This window comes from Halalkalibacter sp. AB-rgal2 (assembly GCF_041821005.1).
In the GTDB taxonomy this organism is placed as follows: domain Bacteria; phylum Bacillota; class Bacilli; order Bacillales; family Bacillaceae_D; genus Halalkalibacter.
Window position 1 is genome coordinate 198,563 of the sequence record NZ_JBGUAV010000002.1, and the last position, 17,403, is coordinate 215,965.

The window sequence follows — 17,403 nt, forward strand, 5'->3', positions numbered from 1 at the left end:
ATAATAACACACAATTCTCTTTAGCTTTTATTAATTTTGTATCATATATCTATATGCCTAATGAAATATATTTCGTTTCTAAATAAGTTTCAAGCCCTTCTGTCCCTCCTTCCCTTCCTATTCCGCTCTCTTTCATTCCACCAAACGGCGCTTCCGCCATCGATGGTGCTCCGTCATTCCAACCGATAATGCCATACTCCAATTCTTCTGCAATGTGAAGCCCTCTTGCCATACTTTCTGTAAAGAAATACGCAGCTAATCCATAACAGCTATGATTCGCCCGACTAATCGCTTCCTCATCTGATTGAAACGAAGTAACAGGAATGACAGGCCCAAAGGTTTCTTCTTTCATAATGAGCATATCATCGGTCACATCGATTAGAACTGTCGGTTGAAAGTAATATCCCTTATCTACATATCCGTCGCCACCTACTCTTACAGTCGCCCCTCTTCTCGTCGCATCATCAATATGTAATTTTACTTTTTCATACGCTTTCTTATTGATTAATGGTCCAACTTGTACCTGTTCATCTAAGCCTCGTCCTACTTTTAATTTCGCAACCTTTTGTATGAGTTTCGTAATAAATTCTTCATAAATAGTATGTTGAACGTATACACGGTTTACACATATACACGTTTGACCTGCATTTCTAAACTTTGAAGCGATCACCGCATTGACTGCTTCATCTATTTTCGCATCTTCACATACAATGGCAGGAGCATGTCCACCTAGTTCTAACGAAAGATTTTGCATTGTTTCTGCACTTTGTTGCATGAGTAGCTTTCCAACTTCCGTTGATCCAGTAAAGGTTAGCTTTCTCACAATCGAGTTAGTTGTTAATTCTTTTCCGATCGCTTCAGCATCTCCTGTGACTAAATTGATCACCCCATCTGAGATGCCAGCTTCCTTACTTAACTCTATTAATTTTATAGCTGTTAAAGGAGTTTCTTCAGCCGGTTTAACGACAATCGTACAACCAGATGCTAATGCAGGTGCCATTTTCCTTGTTAGCATAGCCGCAGGGAAGTTCCAAGGTGTAATCGCTGCAACGACGCCAATTGGCTGCTTCATCACTTGAATTCGTTTATTCCTAGCACGTGAGGGAATACTTCGACCATAGATACGTTTTGCCTCCTCAGCAAACCATGAAATAAATGAAGCCGCGTACTCAATTTCACCTATTGATTCCTTTATTGGTTTACCCATCTCTTCTGTAATTGTTTTTGCTAATGATTGCTTATTTTGAAGTATTAAATCATGCCATTCCATGAGTAAAGGAAATCGTTCATGAGGCGTTTTTTTCGACCATGTCCTAAATGCCTCATTCGCAGCTACAATGGCAGTCTTAGTTTCACTTATCCCGGCTTGTTTGATCGTACCAATGCACTCATTCGTTGCCGGGTTCATTACTTTCAATTGCGGTAGCTGCTCACCTAACCATTCTCCATTAATATATATCTTTCCTTCCACTGCTATCACTCCTCCATTAATGCCTATTTCCCTTTTTTTAACATTTCTAATCATCCTTTAAGAACATTTGTACAAAAACACCAAAAAAAGTTAAAAAACAACTTTTTTGGTGCTCTTAAAATTAGACCTTTTGAATGACCTCTTTAAATAGATCATACATCAACTTGTTTCAGCTGTTCTATCTGAATGGCGAGAATCCCATCTTTATTTTTACAGCGTATTCGTTTTTGTTGATATTCAATTTGCATAATGACAGTGATCGTTTCATGTAAATAGCCATCTTCCCAATAAACGATTTGCAACGGTTCATGATGATACAACGAATATATCAATTTCCTCTCGATTTCCAGTAGCTCTTGTTCATCTAATTGTGGACGTGAGACTTTATTTTGCTCTTCTTTCCAATTAACAAGCTCTTTCTTATGCTCTGGTAAAACAAACTTCATTTCCCACAACTTATTTCCTCGTTGTAGTAACTCATTTTGTTTCATATCCATAAAAACGCCCCCTAAATATCGAAAGTATGTTCTTATTTTAAACGAACATACTTTCGATCGCAAGAGGGCATCATTACTTTTTGTTTATAAAGAATGCATAGGCGAGAAAGATTGAACATAATGATAGGACAAAGATGCTAAATGAGGTGATAGAATGAAAATTATAAGTTGGTATGCTAGACAAGACCGTCCAAATACGAAACAAGACCCAACTCCTAATACCTACTTTCGTCCAAACAAAGAACAAACCAAAAAAGAACATACATCTAAAGATAAAAAGAATTATGAACGAAAATGATAATCGACTTCAACATTTGCATGTATAGACAAATCTCCTGTTTGGATAGGTGTTCCTTCACTATACGCTGCTAAAACAGCAGGTGATCGATAAGGTTGAACAGGAGATTCCACCACTTCCACAACACGAGACGGAAGAGGCTGGAGCGTCGCACCCATCGTCGTAGCCATAACTTCAGCCTTCCTTTTAGCATTTACAAGAGCGTTACTCAAAGCTTGTTCATAAAGGGTTGATGGATCGCCTAATAAAAATGAGATCGAAACAATGGAATTGGCACCTGCTTCAACTGCTACATCGATCGCCGTTCCGACTAAATCTATTGAATCAATATCTACTTTTAATAAATGAGTCACACGATATCCCCGAAATACTTGTTTTCCATCAATAAAGTCATACTCTGGAGAAACGCGATACGTATCAGTCTGTATGTTTTCTTTTGAGATACCGAGCATCTCTAATTGATAAACGATATTTGCTATTCTTTCACTGCTTTCTGCTTGCGCTACACGAACTTGTTCATTCTCCGTCACACTTCCTAACAATGCTTGTGCTTTATTAGGAGTTCCCGTCTCAGTTGCTTGACCAAAAACCGTTATTAGTTGACCGTTTGTGATTCTTTGTAAAGAGCTCATATTCACCCTCCTCATTCAGTCTATAACGCTTATACATATGCTTTGGGCAACGATTGTATTCGTTACACCCGAGGGGATTTACAGGCAGAGTCTACCCATACTACTAATGCTCATAGGGATCCCCACTTTAAATTTCCCGAGAAAATTAAGTGGAGGGTCGTTCAAGACAGAAAGGTTTCTTTAAGAAAATGATACAAGCCATCCTCTTCATTCGTAAAGCGTGTCACCTCTTTTGCCGCCCTCTGCACGACATGTGCTCCATTTTTCATCGCAACAGGATAACCGACATACTCAAATAAAGGTAAGTCGTTTTCTCCATCTCCAACCGCTATTACTTGATCTCGTTGAATTTCAACATATTCAAGCAATTTACGGACACCTGTCGCTTTCGATATATTAGCTACAGTCACTTCAACATTATGATTAGTAGATGAAAACATTGAAAAATCATTGTCCTTCTGTAGTACGGAAAGCTCCTCTTTCCACTCATCCATTCGTAATCGATCCCGACTAAAGAAATACATTTTTATGACGTTTGAATACAGCAATTCATCGACCCATTGAATTTCTTTATTAAATTCCTCATGTCGAGAAAACCATTCATTTTCTTCAACAGAAGCAGGCTTTGGCTCCACTAAATGATCAAATAGCATTTGATAATCTTTCTTAAGTACATATCTCTGCCCCTGCGTCGGATGAACTTCATAATAAACCTGTTTCTTTCTAGCAAGAGATGCTACCTCACTTACGACTTGTTTTGGGAGGACATGTTCAACTAATTGCTTCTCACCAATCGAAACACTCATCCCATTCGCTGTCACAAAGCCATCTACTTTAAAGTCGCGAGGCAGCACATCCTGTGCTTCTTTCATCGTTCTTCCTGTTGCAATAAAGACATAGATGCCTTGTTGACGTATTTGCTCAACTATGTCTTTTAACGGCTCCGTTATTTCATTTGCATTAGTTAGCAATGTTCCATCCATATCTAGAACAATAGCAGCACTATTCATTTATCCTCTACTCCTTTCTATACATTTTCATCATACACGGAATGCACGTTTCTTGAAATCATAAAGTACGTTTAGTACACTTATCATCGTTAAGAAATCCCATCGAATGTAACTAGTCACTACTTAGTAAAGGAGTTTTTTTCATGAATGAAGTTGTACAAACGCTCACAAACCATCGTTCATTCCGAGAATATTCAAATGAAATGATTAAAGAAGAAGAATTATCAGCGATTATAAAAGCAGCACAATCTGCTCCTACATGGATTCATGGGCAGCAAGTATCTGTGATCGCCGTTACAGATATCGAACGGAAAAATAAACTAGCAGAATTATGTGGAAATCAAGATCATATTCGTCAAGCCCCTGTATTCCTTGTTTTTTGCGCTGATTTTCACCGTGCGAAAATCGCAAGTGAACTTGAAGGAGTAGCTTTTGAAGCAGTAGAAGACATTGACAGTGTGATTGTGGGCGCAACAGATGTTGGGATTGCCTTAGGAAATGCGATAGTGGCAGCAGAATCCTATCATTTAGGAACGGTATGTATTGGTGGTATTCGTAAAAAACCACTAGACGTCATTGAATTTCTTCAATTACCTAAGTATGTCATTCCGATCTCAGGTCTTTGTATCGGATACGGGCAAAATGATCCAGGGAAGAATTTACGACTACCAATTGAAGCCTTTTATCATAAAGAAACATATCATGCTGACCAAACTGCAATGGTTGAACAATACAACAAAAATTATGAAGGATTTACTAAAGAGCGTTCAAATGGACAAAGACAAACAAGTTGGACGAAAAGAGTAGCAGGCTTTTACCAAAACCATCACTATAATGGTAACTTTCCTGATATAGCAAAAATGTTACATCAACAAGGGTTCAAGTGTAAGGATTTAAAGTAATAATTCATAAAAAATATGAAATGTTTAAAACTTCTGCTTGCGGGAATGGTTTACTATACCATTAACGAGGAGAGGATTTAAATGATTATAAAAGCTAGTGAACTTGAATCATTTTCAATGAAGGCAACCGATGGTCAGTTAGGAAAAATTGATGATATTTATTTTGAAGCAAAAACATTTAATGTTAGATACCTTGTCGGAAACACACGCACTTGGATGTTTGGTGGAAAAGTATTACTTCACCCAGAGTCGTTCCGCGCAACAGATTTACATGAAAAGCATATAAGCGTACAATTAACAAAAGAAATGATTAAAAACAGTCCGAAGCCAAGTGATGACGGACCAATCACATCCGACTTTGAGGATAGACTGTTCACTCATTACGGCTGGCATGTTGCACGTCCAATGGCAGGCCATGGACCAATAGAGAGTCATCCAACTGGACAACGCCCAATACCTCTTGCACCAGTTATAGACGATTTACCAACCGAGAAAGACGAAGATGAACAACTGCGCAAAGAGGATTCTAATCCACTTCGAAGTGTCGATGAAACGAGAGGGTATACGGTTCATAGTAAAGAAGGAAAAATAGGAAAAGTCGAGGATATGCTTGTATGTCCTGAAACCTGGAAAGTGAAATATGTAGAAATAGATATGGAGCAAGAACAAGAATCCCGACTTGTGGCGATTGAGTCTATTACAGAATTGAATGTCTTTGATCAAGCGATAACCATTGATGTCGATAAAGATATGGTTAGAGAATCTCCTACTTTTGAAGATACGATCATCTCTAAAAAGACCGTCGCAGCGATTTACGAGCATTATAGGCAATAGACTATAAGCCTACTGAAGAAGCACTTATGCCTCAGTAGGCTTTTTTTATTTGTTTAAATAGTCTTAAACCGAATAACGTCTTTTCACAATAAATAAGACATATACCAACTTCCTTCGAAAACATACGTTATAGCAAACAGCTATCATCTCCAGTGAAGCTATGAAAAGTCTCTATACGAAATCATTTAAACCATTTAAAAAATTGGAAACGGATTTCCTACCTTGCATTTACTCAATTAATGCATGAAAAAATGGTATGGTGAAGCAAAAAATAAAGAGTCGGAGCAATTTTTTGGATGATACAAATACAAGTCCATCTTCATGTCCATTAAACATTTGTACGAAAAAAATAAAAAAGGTATCCTTTAAGAATTAGTCCTTAAAGGATACCTTCATCTTGACTGATAGTTGCTACTGCATCGTCATGCTCGACATTGTTTGTTGATTCATGACAGGCGTAAAGCTTTGAGTCATAGCACTCATATCTTGTGGAGATAATTGAGGAACTTGATATTGATGTTGCTTATTTTGATATAAGAAAACCTCATAAGCCATCTCAATATAATTCGGCACCGTATCTGCTAACACACGACGTATAACAGGGTTAGTAACTTCCAACGAACTCATCGTTAGTATAGAAGCGTTTGATTTAATTAAACCTAGCATATGCCCAGCTATACCTTGGTCATTTATTTCTGACATTGATTGCTTCGGCTTTTTCGGCTGAGCTGGCTTGATCCCGTATGCAATTTGATTACTTTGTCTCATCATATATTTTTTCGTATGATGAGATGGATCCTGCCCTGTTTGGAAACATTCACATGTTATATTATATTGGTCAAGAATAAATGAATACTGACGATCTAAAATATCCATTAATTCTTGATCCTTTACATGTGTCCGAAACATCATATAAGAATCCAACACATTAATCATCCCAGTTAAAACCTCATGCAAATCGAAAACTTCATGACCACCATGGTTCATTTGCGGACTCATTTGCTGAGATTGAGTAATCGAACCTTGGGATGAATTCATCATATTTGCATTCATATTCATCGGATTCATATTTCCACTCATCTGCTGCTGGTGCATTAACCATTCCCCCAACTGTGTTTGATATGGTACATAGTTATTATGATTCTTAGAAAAACGTTTATAACTGGTAATAAAAGTGAGCATCTAAGTAAGTATGAATAAAACCATCGGTACATGAAAAACTAAAAAACATAAACCATTATGCTTATCCTTTTGTACTCTTTTTTCTGAAAGATAACATTTTTGAAAATAATTGACCAAAGGAGCATAGTCTCTGCTGTAAATGGATATTATTCAACAACAATAAAAGTTGAGCTATCATATATATAATTCGTACAGTGACTTTACGTACTTTAGAAGGCAATGCAGACTCTCAAACAAAAAGAACTGTTAAAAGGATGCCCTTTAACAGTTCTTCGCATGAATGAATCAACCTGTATTCACTAGTCCAGCAGCTACACCAGAGATCGTTAACAGCACTTCTGTTAACAATTCATCAGGTGCATCATCCTCTAACTCACGCAACTTCTTAATAAGATCAACTTGTAAAAAATTAAGTGGATCAACATAAGGGTTACGGCGTTGAACGGATTCTTTGATCGCAGGTGTATGCTCAAGTAATTCTTTATTACCCGTTATCTCAAGCAACACATTTCGTGTACGGTGATATTCGTCCGAAATATCATTAAAAATCCGTTCACCCATTTCCTTATCTTGAACTAATTGTAGATATTCTCTCGCTGCTGTTAGGTCAGCTTTAACAAGAGCCATTTGTAAATTATTAATTGTCGATTGGAAAAATGGCCATTTCTTATACATCGTTTGCAATAAATCTAGGTTGTCTTTGCTAGCTGATGTAAATGCTTCTAAACCAGTACCAGCTGCGTACCACGCAGGAATCATTTGACGTGATTGCGTCCATGCAAACACCCAAGGAATAGCTCGTAAATCCTCAAAGCGCTGACTATTTTTACGACTCATAGGCCGGGAGCCGATATTCAACGCACCTAATTCTTTTAAAGGTGTTGCTTGATTAAAATATGTTAAGAAATCTTTGTCACCAAATACTAATGACTGATATTTTGCTAAAGCTTTTTTAGAGACTTCCTCAAGCGCTTCTTCCCAAGACTTTTCTCGGAAATGTCCTTGCTCAGAATTCTTTGATACTTTCGCAGATGCTTCTAACAATGCAGATGCGGCTTGTTCTAGATTACGATAAGCGATATCTCTTAATAAGTAACGAGAAGACAGTACTTCACCTTGCTCGGTAATTTTGACACCATCATTCAACGTTTCAGCTGGCTGAGAAAGAATACTGCGATTCAACGGACCGCCACCACGGCCTAGTGACCCTCCACGACCATGGAAAAACTTCAAACCTATATTAAATTCTTTAGCCATGTCATGGATTTCTTGTTGTGCTTTAAACAATTTCCAATTAGCCGTTAACGTTCCTCCGTCTTTACTACCATCAGAATAGCCAAGCATAATTTCTTGATGATCGCCACGTTCGTTAATATGGTTACGATACACGTCCATTTCAAATAATGTTTTCATAATAGCTGGTCCAGCAATTAAATCATCGACGGTTTCAAGCAACGGAGCTACATTTAGACCACTTTCAACCTTACCATCGGCATAAAGACGGTAAATGCCGGCCTCCTTAGCAAGAACTAGTACTTCAAGCAAGTCGCTCGATGCTTGAGTCATACTTATAAGGTAAACTTGAATTGAACGAGTTCCAAACTCTTTATGAGCTTGCTTAATCATATTAAATACTTTTAATACTTCCCTCGTTTCTTTTGAGTAATCCTCTTCTAATAAAAGTACGGGACGAGGTTCTGTTAATACACTCTCAAGAATCTTTAACTTTTCTTCTTCTGGTAAGCTTTTGTAGTCTTCTGTTATATTAACAACTTTTAATAATTCAGCAATAGCTGATTCATGCTCACCACTATGATTCCGTATATCCAATGTCGCTAAATGGAAACCGAAAAGTTCTACTTGTCTAATTAATTTACGAACAAGACGAAGCTTTCGCCCTGAAGGTTGATGCTTTTCAGCGCTCTTCTTAATTAAAATTAAATCATCTAGTAATTCTTCGGCATTATTATAACCCTTATCAGATTTTCCTACTTCACGAATTCTTTTCAACACTATCGCAAATTTACGGCGATATACTTCTGATTCAACAGGCCATAATTCATCATCATTCAAATAAAGTGATTCTTCCAACTCAACTGACTTTGCTAAATCATCGTTAACTGCTACTCGATAAGTTGAATGACTGAAACGCTTCATGATATCAACAACAGACTGTTCATACTTTTTAAGTACGAGATCACGTTGTAACTTTAATGTCTCCCATGTAATTTCTGGTGTGACATTTGGATTCCCATCTCGATCTCCACCAATCCAAGACCCAAAGTGAAGGAAATTAGGCACAGACCATTTTGCATCTGGATAGTATTCCTCCAATTTATCTTCTAACTCTTGATGAATATCAGGTAATGCGTCAAATAACGTTTGATCAAAATAATAAAGACCATTCTTCACTTCATCAATAACCGTTGGCTTACGATGACGCAATTCGTCTGTTTGCCATAATGCCGTCACTTCATTATATAAATCTTCATCTAACGCTTCTCTTTCCTTCTGCGTTAAAGTAGGGTTGTCGAATTGTTGTAAAATATAAGAAATTCGTTTTTGAATCTCTAAGACCGTTCTCTTAGTCGCTTCAGTCGGATGAGCTGTAATGATAAGTTCAATAGATAGATCATCGATCACCTTTTGAACGTATTCTTCTGAAAACCCATGCTCTTTAATCGCCGCAACAGCACTTTCAATCGATACTGGTTGGATGACTCCATTTTCCTGTATTTGATATTGTCTACGTCTACGGATGCGGTGATTTTGTTCCGCAATGTTAACTAAGTGAAAATAAACTGAAAATGCACGAATGACATTTTGGCGTACAGGTGGCTGTAATGTTTGAATTTCTTCCTTTAGCTTTTTGTATAAATCCTCATCATGGTTTTTACGAAGATTTTTAGTCGAATCACGTATTAGTTCCACCTTATTAAATAAGTCTATCCCACCATGGTGAACTAGAATCTCTCCAAGGATATTACCTAACTTCTTTACATCATTTCTCAATTGTAAATGACTATCTGTAACATCAATCATCAAATCATCTCCTTATCCAAAAACTGTTCCCTTATTTTATGTATGCAAACCTAAAATTCAGGGACTCTCTCAGACCCACACGGACACATTAAGTCCCGTTGGTGACTACACTATGTAATCACACTACTATTGATAGTATCATAACTAGAAGAATTCAGGCAAATATTTTCTGACAATTCGACAAGATCCATCCGCTTCTCATTAGAAAAAAACAACTTCTCTCCTTTTGTATCTAGAAAGCAAAAAGTAGGTTTGTTCCAAAAGCTATCCGTTTTAGAACAAACCTAACATTTTCAACGTAAGTTGTATAGTTAAAACCTTTTTTATTTCTCAAGTTTTTTCTTACGAGGATTGAAAAATAAACCTAATTCTTTCTTTTCTCTTGCTAATGAACGGTACAAAGAAATCATCATCAATAGCATAATAAAAGAGAAGGGTAACGCTGCAATAATGAGGGCATTTTGTAGCGCTTGTAAACCGCCACTATATAACAAAATGACCGCTACCGCTGATTGAGCAACTCCCCATGTCAATTTAACTGAATTAGCTGGGGTTAAAGATCCATTAGTTGTTTGCATACCAAGAACAAATGTAGCTGAATCAGCAGAAGTGATAAAAAAGGTAGTAATTAATGTGATCGCAATAACTGATAAAGTTGTTGAAAGAGGCAATTCATTAAAGACTGCAAACAGAACTTCTTCAGTTGCAAATTGTGACAAGTCTACACCAACGCTTTGAATATTGATTGCGGCTGTACCAAACACCGAAAACCATAAAAAGCTTACAAGTGCTGGAAGCAACAGAACACCAATAATAAACTCTCGAATCGTTCTTCCTCTTGAAACACGTGCAATAAATATTCCGACAAATGGAGACCATGAAATCCACCAAGCCCAATAAAAGATCGTCCAACCATTGATCCAACCTCTATGCTCTTCATTTAAAGGCGCAATTCGAAAACTCATGCGCACTATACTCTGTAAATATGTTCCAATCGTATCGGTAAATATATTTAAGCTTAAAATTGTAGGACCTAGTATGAATACAAACAAAAATAAAAGAACAGCTAATAACATATTTGTGTTACTTAAATAACGAATCCCTCTGCTTATCCCTGTCCATGCAGAGAGCATAAAGAGAACAGTTACTATTGCAATTATAATAAATTGAATGAGTACACTATTTGGAATTCCAAATAAATAGGACAAACCACCATTTATTTGAGCAGCACCAAATCCTAGCGTTGTTGCAACTCCAACCACAGTAGCAAATACTGCTAATACATCAACTAAATTTCCTAACCAACCTTCCATGCTCTTTCCGAGTACCGGCTTTAATGTTGCGGAAATTAGACCTGGTTCATCCTTACGAAATTTATAATATCCTAAAGCAAGTGCTACAATGGCGTAAATGGCCCATGCGTGAACTCCCCAATGAAAAAAAGTATACCTCATCCCTTCTTTAAAAGCTTCATTAGTCGAGCCTTCTGCTAAAGGGGGTATCAAATAATGCGATAACGGTTCAGCAGTCCCCCAGAAAACTAACCCAATACCCATTCCTGCACTAAATAGCATAGCAAACCACGTTCTTTTTGAATATTCTGGTCGTTCATCCGCCTTCCCAAGCTTAATAGCTCCAACAGGACTAAAAATTAAAAAGATACAAAAAATCACAATGACTGTTACAAGTATTAAATAATACCAACCAAGCCCTGAAGTAATAATGGCCTGTATATTCCCTGTCAATTTCTCAAAACGATTTGGAGCCGCTACTCCAAATATAACGGCAGAAAATACAATCGCAATAGTTATCCAAAATACATTTGATATTTTATTCAAGTTACTTCCCCCTCGTTTATTTAACTTTTTTCCATAAAATTGATCAGCTTGCTTCATTTTCTTATCGTTGTACTAAGTAATTTGCCCAGTTTTTCCGAGACATACTACCTTATTTAAAAAGAATTCATCTTGATCCATCTTGCCTGTCGACAAAGTCTCACAAAAGAGAGACTATTTGGTGCTTAAAGAGCGTTCCCATGATAGTTCGCTTCAAATCCGCTCTATATTCCTCTGACAAAAAAACCAAGTATTGATTCAGCATCATAGAACTTTCAAACAAAAAAGAACTCGAATCCAAAATGATCCGAGTTCTTAGACAATTCATACAGAAAAAGACATTATAGTGTTTCTTTTTTATAGACATTATTATAATAAAGTAAGGTATAACGCTCACGAAGGAGATGTGCTTCTTGAAGGCTATTATCAACTATACGTTGTGAAATCCCTAAATCAGCTGGTGCTGTTTTCCCACCTACTCGATTTATTAAGTCCTGCAATTTAGTTGGTTCTATTAAGCCTTGCAAAAGCTTTTTAATTTTCGCTTCATTCTCACTTGCTATGATTCCATCTCCAGTAAAAGAATAATTCAAGTATTTCTTATATAAAGAAGCAATGACTATCGTTGCAGCTCCAACTTTTGCACCGTGAAGAAGCTGCTTCCTTCCCTCTTTCAAAAATTCCATTTCCCAATAATGTGAGAGGTGATGCTCAGCACCAGAAGCGGGATGCGACTTTCCGAAAAGAAGCATAGCAAGTCCAGAGAGAATTAATGCCTCCATTAATACCTTAATCCCCTTCTCCTGACCCTCAGCAATGAAATCGACATTCTCTACACAACTGATTAATGCTTGCTCAGTTGCCTCAAAAACAACCGGACAAAATGGTTCTCCTTTAACGATGTAACCAAACTGCCAATCAAAAAGGGACGTTACTTTACCAAGAACATCACCAAATCCAGCTGCTACCATAGATTTAGGTGCACTCATTAACACATCAATATCAGCAAAAACGGCTATAGGCGCTTGCGTTTGAAACGTTACTTTCACACCATTTTGAACAATAGGAGCACCCATAGAATTAAACCAATCAACAGAAGGTGCTGTAGGAATTGAGATGAATGGAGTTTTCATTTTATAACTGACAAAACGAGTTACATCATGAATGGTTCCAGCACCAATAGCAACAAAAGCTTCAACATCAATAGACGCTTCAATTAATAGCTGCCCTAGCACCTTTTCATCTGCGATTACATCGCCTTGATGATCGGCTTGCATTTTACAAGTTTCATACTGCACGTTCGTTTGATCAAGTAATTTCAGAAAAGCATCCCCTGCTACTGCTTTTGTTCTCTCATCATATACAATCATTACTTTCAAAAATCGATTTTCTATAAAAGTACGCTTTCTGAAAAACATATTTTCCAATTTGAATATCCTCAATCGGAATATGATAATGGTTATTACCACAATCACATACTTTAGACTTATCACTTAATGTTTCCAACATCTTTTTCATTTCAAGCAGGCCTTGTAAGCCCTTCCACCTTTCATGAAAATTATGTAAATCTATAACTCCCAATTCAAAAAGACCACAAAAAAGAAAGGAATCGATGGCACTGAAAACGTTAGGTTATAACTTTTTCTGTGCCATCCGTAATGTCTCTTTTTAAGCGGCCTTTACACAATGGTTACTTTTAAAAAACGACAAACCTAATAACTATCTTTCATCATCACGAACTGGGACATTGAAATGAGGAAAGCCATTCTTATCATAACTAAACACTTGGGCGCGAGTATGACGATTAGGGTCATACAGAGGGTCCCCTTCAATCTCCTTATAATTTCTCGCATGATAAATTAGCACGTCATTTTTTCCATCTTCTGAAGTTGTAAAGCTGTTATGTCCTGGACCATACTGTCCAGTTTCTTCATTTGTTTTAAAGACTGGTTCAGGTAGCTTAAGCCAGGATTTCGGATCAAGTAAATCACTGTCTTCATCTGCAACTAACAAACCCATACAATAATTATAATCTGTTGCACTTCCAGAAAAGGTCATAAATATCTTGCCATTTCGTTTTAAAACAGCTGCCCCTTCATTTACAAGAAAGCCAATTTTCTCCCATTCGTATTCAGGAGTCGCAATCATGACTTGCTCCCCTTTTAACGTCCAAGCATTTTCCATTTCTGAAATATATAAATTAGAATTTCCTTCAATGTCAGGATCTTTTTGTGCCCAAACGTAATACCGTACTCCTTTATGTTCAAAAGATGTAGCATCTAAGGCAAAGCTTTCCCATTTCGTCTTCACTTGTCCCTTTTCGATCCACTCACCCTCAAGTGGGTTTTTAGCTTCATTTTCTAGAGCGAACATACGGTGATCGAACAATCCTTCTTTCGTTTCAGTTGTTCGAGCTGCTGCAAAATAAATATACCATTTTCCATCAATATAATGAATTTCTGGAGCCCAAATGTTCGCACTCATCATTCCTGTTTCATGCTTTCTCCAAGCTACAACAGGCTCTGCTTCTCTCAATCCATTAATCGTTTTAGCTCTACGAAGCTCAATGCGGTCATACTCTGGAACAGAAGCAGTAAAATAATAATAACCGTCCTCATGCTTATATACCCATGGATCGGCACGCTGTTCAACTAGTGGATTTTTATAATGTTGTGTTTTCATTTCCCTTCATCCTCCTACAAGTCATTAAATATTAATTAAATTACTAAAACATTAATCATACGAACAAAAAAATAGATTGTTAATTAATATTCATTGTTGTACGTACAATAATAGTTTATACGTTTTTTTGCTTATTTACAAGATAATCAGTAAAAAAATTACTATGCTCAGTTCTCTTTATAACAAGTCTTGAAAAATGAAAAAGCCATTAAAAGAACGATGAATTCTTTTAATGACTACATTTAATTTATATCTGTCGTTGATTGCCTTACGATTAGCTGTGGATGGTAAACAATTGATTCCAACGACTGCGTTTCTTTATTGCGTTGTTCTTTTTCAATCATTTGAATAATCATTTCAGCGGCTTGCTCGCCCATTTCCGTTTTAGGATGACTAACGGTCGTTAGTTTCACTTCAGAAATTTCAGCGAGAAATGAATCATCATAACCAACAATTGACATATCCTTAGGCACTTGCAATTTTTTAGCTCGTAAAAGATCGAGTAAAATTAATGCTAGTTCATCATTATAGCAAACGAGTGCCGTCGGCTTCTCATTTTGTGATAGTAACTTTTCTAGTTCTTTTGCAGGCTTTTCAAGCTTTTCTTCAGAATAGTACGTAACAATATTTTGAGGATTAATAGAAACTTGATGCTTTCGGTGAGCTTTAACGTACCCTTTCATTCTCTTGATCCCTTGATTATCATCCGTCTTAAATAAGCCAACAATATTGGTATGTCCTTGATTAATTAGATGCTCCGTTTGCAAATAGCCGCCTTTTTCGTCATCTACTAATAAGCAAACAGGCTCCAACTCATCATAGAAAGCGTTAATCATTATATACGGAATATTCATTCTTTCTAAATTGAAATAATAGTTAATATTAGGATTCGCAAATGAACTTTTCGTTGGCTCTACGATGATGCCATCCACAGGTTGAGATAATATATTCTCAAGAATGCGTTGTTCATGTTCGATTTTATTATTCGTACTAAATAAACTAACTTGATAACCCCGCTCACTTAAATAAGATTCAGCTCCACGTATGATGCTTGGAAAAATATAATCTGAAATAAATGTTGTAATAATCGCTATCGTTTTCGTATCATTGGAATGTGTTCTATCTTGTTTCGTCCTATCTGCACAGAAAGTACCTGAACCTTGCTCACGATATAACCAGCCTTCTGATACTAATTCACCAATCGCAATACGAATAGTATGTCTACTTACTTCGAATTCCTTCATTAATTCATTTTCAGAATTAATTTTTTGATTAGGTACATATGTCCCATCTAAAATTCTTGACTTAATCGCTTGTTTTACTTTACTGTATTTTGTCACAACCGAAACCTCAATTCTACACGTACTTATAAATATACGTACATGTTACCACATTATCCATCCAACACGCAAAAATACTGCAATATTCTAACACATTCATAAGTGAGAATGATGAGAAAGTGTCTTAAATGGTAAGTCCATCTAAGACACTTTTCTTTTGATTATTCGTAGGATTTACACCTTAACGAAAGGCAATATCATTCCATCTTAATTCATTTTGGAATGTCATTACATTTGTCGAATCATTAATAAAGACACATTCAATATTTACCATCGTTGCCCAATCATATAATTGCTCTGGAGTCACTTTAAATGAAAAGACCGTATGATGAGCACCGCCCGCATAAATCCAGGCTTCCGCAGACTCACTCAACGACGGCTTAGGTTTCCAAAGAACCTTAGCAACTGGTAAATGAGGCATTTCCTTCTCCGGTTTAACTGCTTCAACTTCATTAATTACTAGGCGGAAACGATTCCCTAAATCAACAATCGATGCATTTAATGCTGCACCTTCATCACCATCAAATACCATACGCGCTGGATCATCTTTACCACCAATACCTAGTGGATGCACTTCTAGCTTTGGACGAGTTGCCGCTACAGTTGGACATACTTCCAACATATGAGAGCCGAGTACTAACTCATTACCTTCTTCTAAATGATACGTATAATCTTCCATAAATGAAGTTCCTTCACCATCTGCTATGATTTTCATTAAACGAACAAGAGCTGCTGTTTTCCAATCACCTTCACCAGCAAATCCATAACCTTGCTCCATTAAACGCTGAACAGCTAAACCTGGCAATTGATCCATTCCATGTAAATCTTCGAAATTTGTTGTAAAGGCTGTAAATCCACCTTCTTCTAAAAACGCTTTCAAGCCAAGCTCGATTTTCGCTTGATATTTAATCGATTCAATGTTCTCTCCATCAGCAATGTCATACTGTTCTTTATATTCATTGAACAGTCTTTCCACATCATCTTGAGAGAATTCATTCATCTTGGCAACTAAATCACCAATACCGAAATAAGATGTAGACCAACCGAATTGGATTTGTGCTTCGACTTTATCACCTTCAGTAACCGCCACTTCACGCATGTTATCACCAAAGCGAGCAATTTTTAATGTTTTGCTTTCTTCAAAAGCAGCAGCTGTTTTTAGCCAACTACCCACACGGCTGATCACTTTTGGACTTTGCCAATGACCTACAACTACTTTACGTCCAATTTTCATTCTAGTACCGATAAAGCCATATTCTCTGTCACCATGAGCTGATTGATTTAAATTCATGAAATCCATATCAATTTTATCCCAAGGGATATCGCGATTAAATTGAGTATGCAAATGTAATAATGATTTGCGTAATTCTGAAAGCCCAGCAATCCACATTTTAGCTGGTGAAAATGTATGCATCCAAGTAATAATACCTGCACACTTCTCATCTGAATTTGCTTCAATACACAATTTTCTAATTTCATCAGCTGTTTTCACAACAGGTTTAAAGACGATCTTATATGCAAAATCATTTTCATTTAACCCATCAACAATTTGCTGTGAATGATCAGCAACCTGATCTAGCGTCTCAGGCCCATATAAATGTTGACTACCTGTAACAAACCAAAACTCATATTCTTTTACCTTTAACATCTTTCATCCTCCTAAAAACGATTTAAATTC

Annotated in this window: 14 protein-coding genes; 3 read left to right on the plus strand and 11 right to left on the minus strand. The window is 36.8% G+C overall.

Annotated elements, in window-relative coordinates:
• Positions 1-49: 49 nt before the first annotated feature.
• Both ACERJO_RS02540 and ACERJO_RS02545 read right to left on the minus strand, forming a co-directional pair.
• The gene (locus tag ACERJO_RS02540; protein WP_373646453.1) at positions 50-1,471 is read right to left on the minus strand and encodes an NAD-dependent succinate-semialdehyde dehydrogenase; all 1,422 of its coding nucleotides are present in this window, start codon (positions 1,469-1,471) and stop codon (positions 50-52) included.
• A 152-nt stretch (positions 1,472-1,623) separates the two neighbouring features.
• Positions 1,624-1,968 (minus strand): YolD-like family protein, encoded by a 345-nt coding sequence (locus ACERJO_RS02545; RefSeq protein ID WP_247105710.1) that lies wholly within the window; start codon positions 1,966-1,968, stop codon positions 1,624-1,626.
• Between the two features lie 154 nt (positions 1,969-2,122).
• Here ACERJO_RS02545 and ACERJO_RS02550 point away from each other — a divergent pair, with 154 nt between their 5' ends.
• A complete protein-coding gene (locus ACERJO_RS02550) occupies positions 2,123-2,266 on the plus strand; it encodes a hypothetical protein (RefSeq protein ID WP_247105711.1) in 144 nt (47 codons plus the stop codon).
• On the opposite strand, the gene ACERJO_RS02555 is transcribed toward ACERJO_RS02550, so the two are convergent.
• Complete coding sequence (locus ACERJO_RS02555; RefSeq protein WP_373646454.1) at positions 2,251-2,898, minus strand: SIMPL domain-containing protein; 648 nt, start codon at positions 2,896-2,898, stop codon at positions 2,251-2,253. The two genes, ACERJO_RS02550 and ACERJO_RS02555, sit on opposite strands and share 16 nt — an antisense overlap.
• A gap of 161 nt (positions 2,899-3,059) precedes the next feature.
• Positions 3,060-3,908 (minus strand): Cof-type HAD-IIB family hydrolase, encoded by an 849-nt coding sequence (locus tag ACERJO_RS02560; RefSeq protein WP_247105713.1) that lies wholly within the window; start codon positions 3,906-3,908, stop codon positions 3,060-3,062.
• Between the two features lie 143 nt (positions 3,909-4,051).
• Here ACERJO_RS02560 and ACERJO_RS02565 point away from each other — a divergent pair, with 143 nt between their 5' ends.
• Together ACERJO_RS02565 and ACERJO_RS02570 are read left to right on the plus strand one after the other, a co-directional pair.
• The gene (locus ACERJO_RS02565; protein ID WP_373646455.1) at positions 4,052-4,810 is read left to right on the plus strand and encodes an NADPH-dependent oxidoreductase; all 759 of its coding nucleotides are present in this window, start codon (positions 4,052-4,054) and stop codon (positions 4,808-4,810) included.
• Positions 4,811-4,891: 81 nt separating this feature from the next.
• Positions 4,892-5,644 carry a hypothetical protein gene (locus tag ACERJO_RS02570; RefSeq protein ID WP_247105715.1) on the plus strand — a complete coding sequence of 251 codons (753 nt, stop codon included), beginning with the start codon at positions 4,892-4,894 and terminating at the stop codon, positions 5,642-5,644.
• Between the two features lie 411 nt (positions 5,645-6,055).
• Here ACERJO_RS02570 and ACERJO_RS02575 read toward each other — a convergent pair whose 3' ends face one another.
• The 7 genes from ACERJO_RS02575 to araA all read right to left on the minus strand — a co-directional run bounded on the left by ACERJO_RS02575 (position 6,056) and on the right by araA (position 17,373).
• Positions 6,056-6,682: a spore coat protein gene (locus ACERJO_RS02575; protein ID WP_373646503.1), complete on the minus strand. Its 627-nt coding sequence runs from the start codon at positions 6,680-6,682 to the stop codon at positions 6,056-6,058.
• Positions 6,683-7,111: 429 nt separating this feature from the next.
• Positions 7,112-9,868: a phosphoenolpyruvate carboxylase gene (gene ppc / locus ACERJO_RS02580; RefSeq protein ID WP_373646456.1), complete on the minus strand. Its 2,757-nt coding sequence runs from the start codon at positions 9,866-9,868 to the stop codon at positions 7,112-7,114.
• Between the two features lie 323 nt (positions 9,869-10,191).
• The gene (locus tag ACERJO_RS02585; RefSeq protein WP_373646457.1) at positions 10,192-11,706 is read right to left on the minus strand and encodes a glycine betaine uptake BCCT transporter; all 1,515 of its coding nucleotides are present in this window, start codon (positions 11,704-11,706) and stop codon (positions 10,192-10,194) included.
• A gap of 338 nt (positions 11,707-12,044) precedes the next feature.
• Positions 12,045-13,121 carry a sn-glycerol-1-phosphate dehydrogenase gene (locus ACERJO_RS02590; protein ID WP_373646504.1) on the minus strand — a complete coding sequence of 359 codons (1,077 nt, stop codon included), beginning with the start codon at positions 13,119-13,121 and terminating at the stop codon, positions 12,045-12,047.
• Between the two features lie 301 nt (positions 13,122-13,422).
• Positions 13,423-14,385 (minus strand): glycoside hydrolase family 43 protein, encoded by a 963-nt coding sequence (locus tag ACERJO_RS02595; RefSeq protein WP_247105718.1) that lies wholly within the window; start codon positions 14,383-14,385, stop codon positions 13,423-13,425.
• A gap of 242 nt (positions 14,386-14,627) precedes the next feature.
• Entirely contained in the window at positions 14,628-15,725 is a 1,098-nt protein-coding gene (locus tag ACERJO_RS02600) for a GntR family transcriptional regulator (protein ID WP_373646458.1), read from the minus strand.
• A 181-nt stretch (positions 15,726-15,906) separates the two neighbouring features.
• Entirely contained in the window at positions 15,907-17,373 is a 1,467-nt protein-coding gene (araA, locus tag ACERJO_RS02605) for an L-arabinose isomerase (RefSeq protein WP_373646459.1), read from the minus strand.
• Positions 17,374-17,403: the final 30 nt, after the last annotated feature.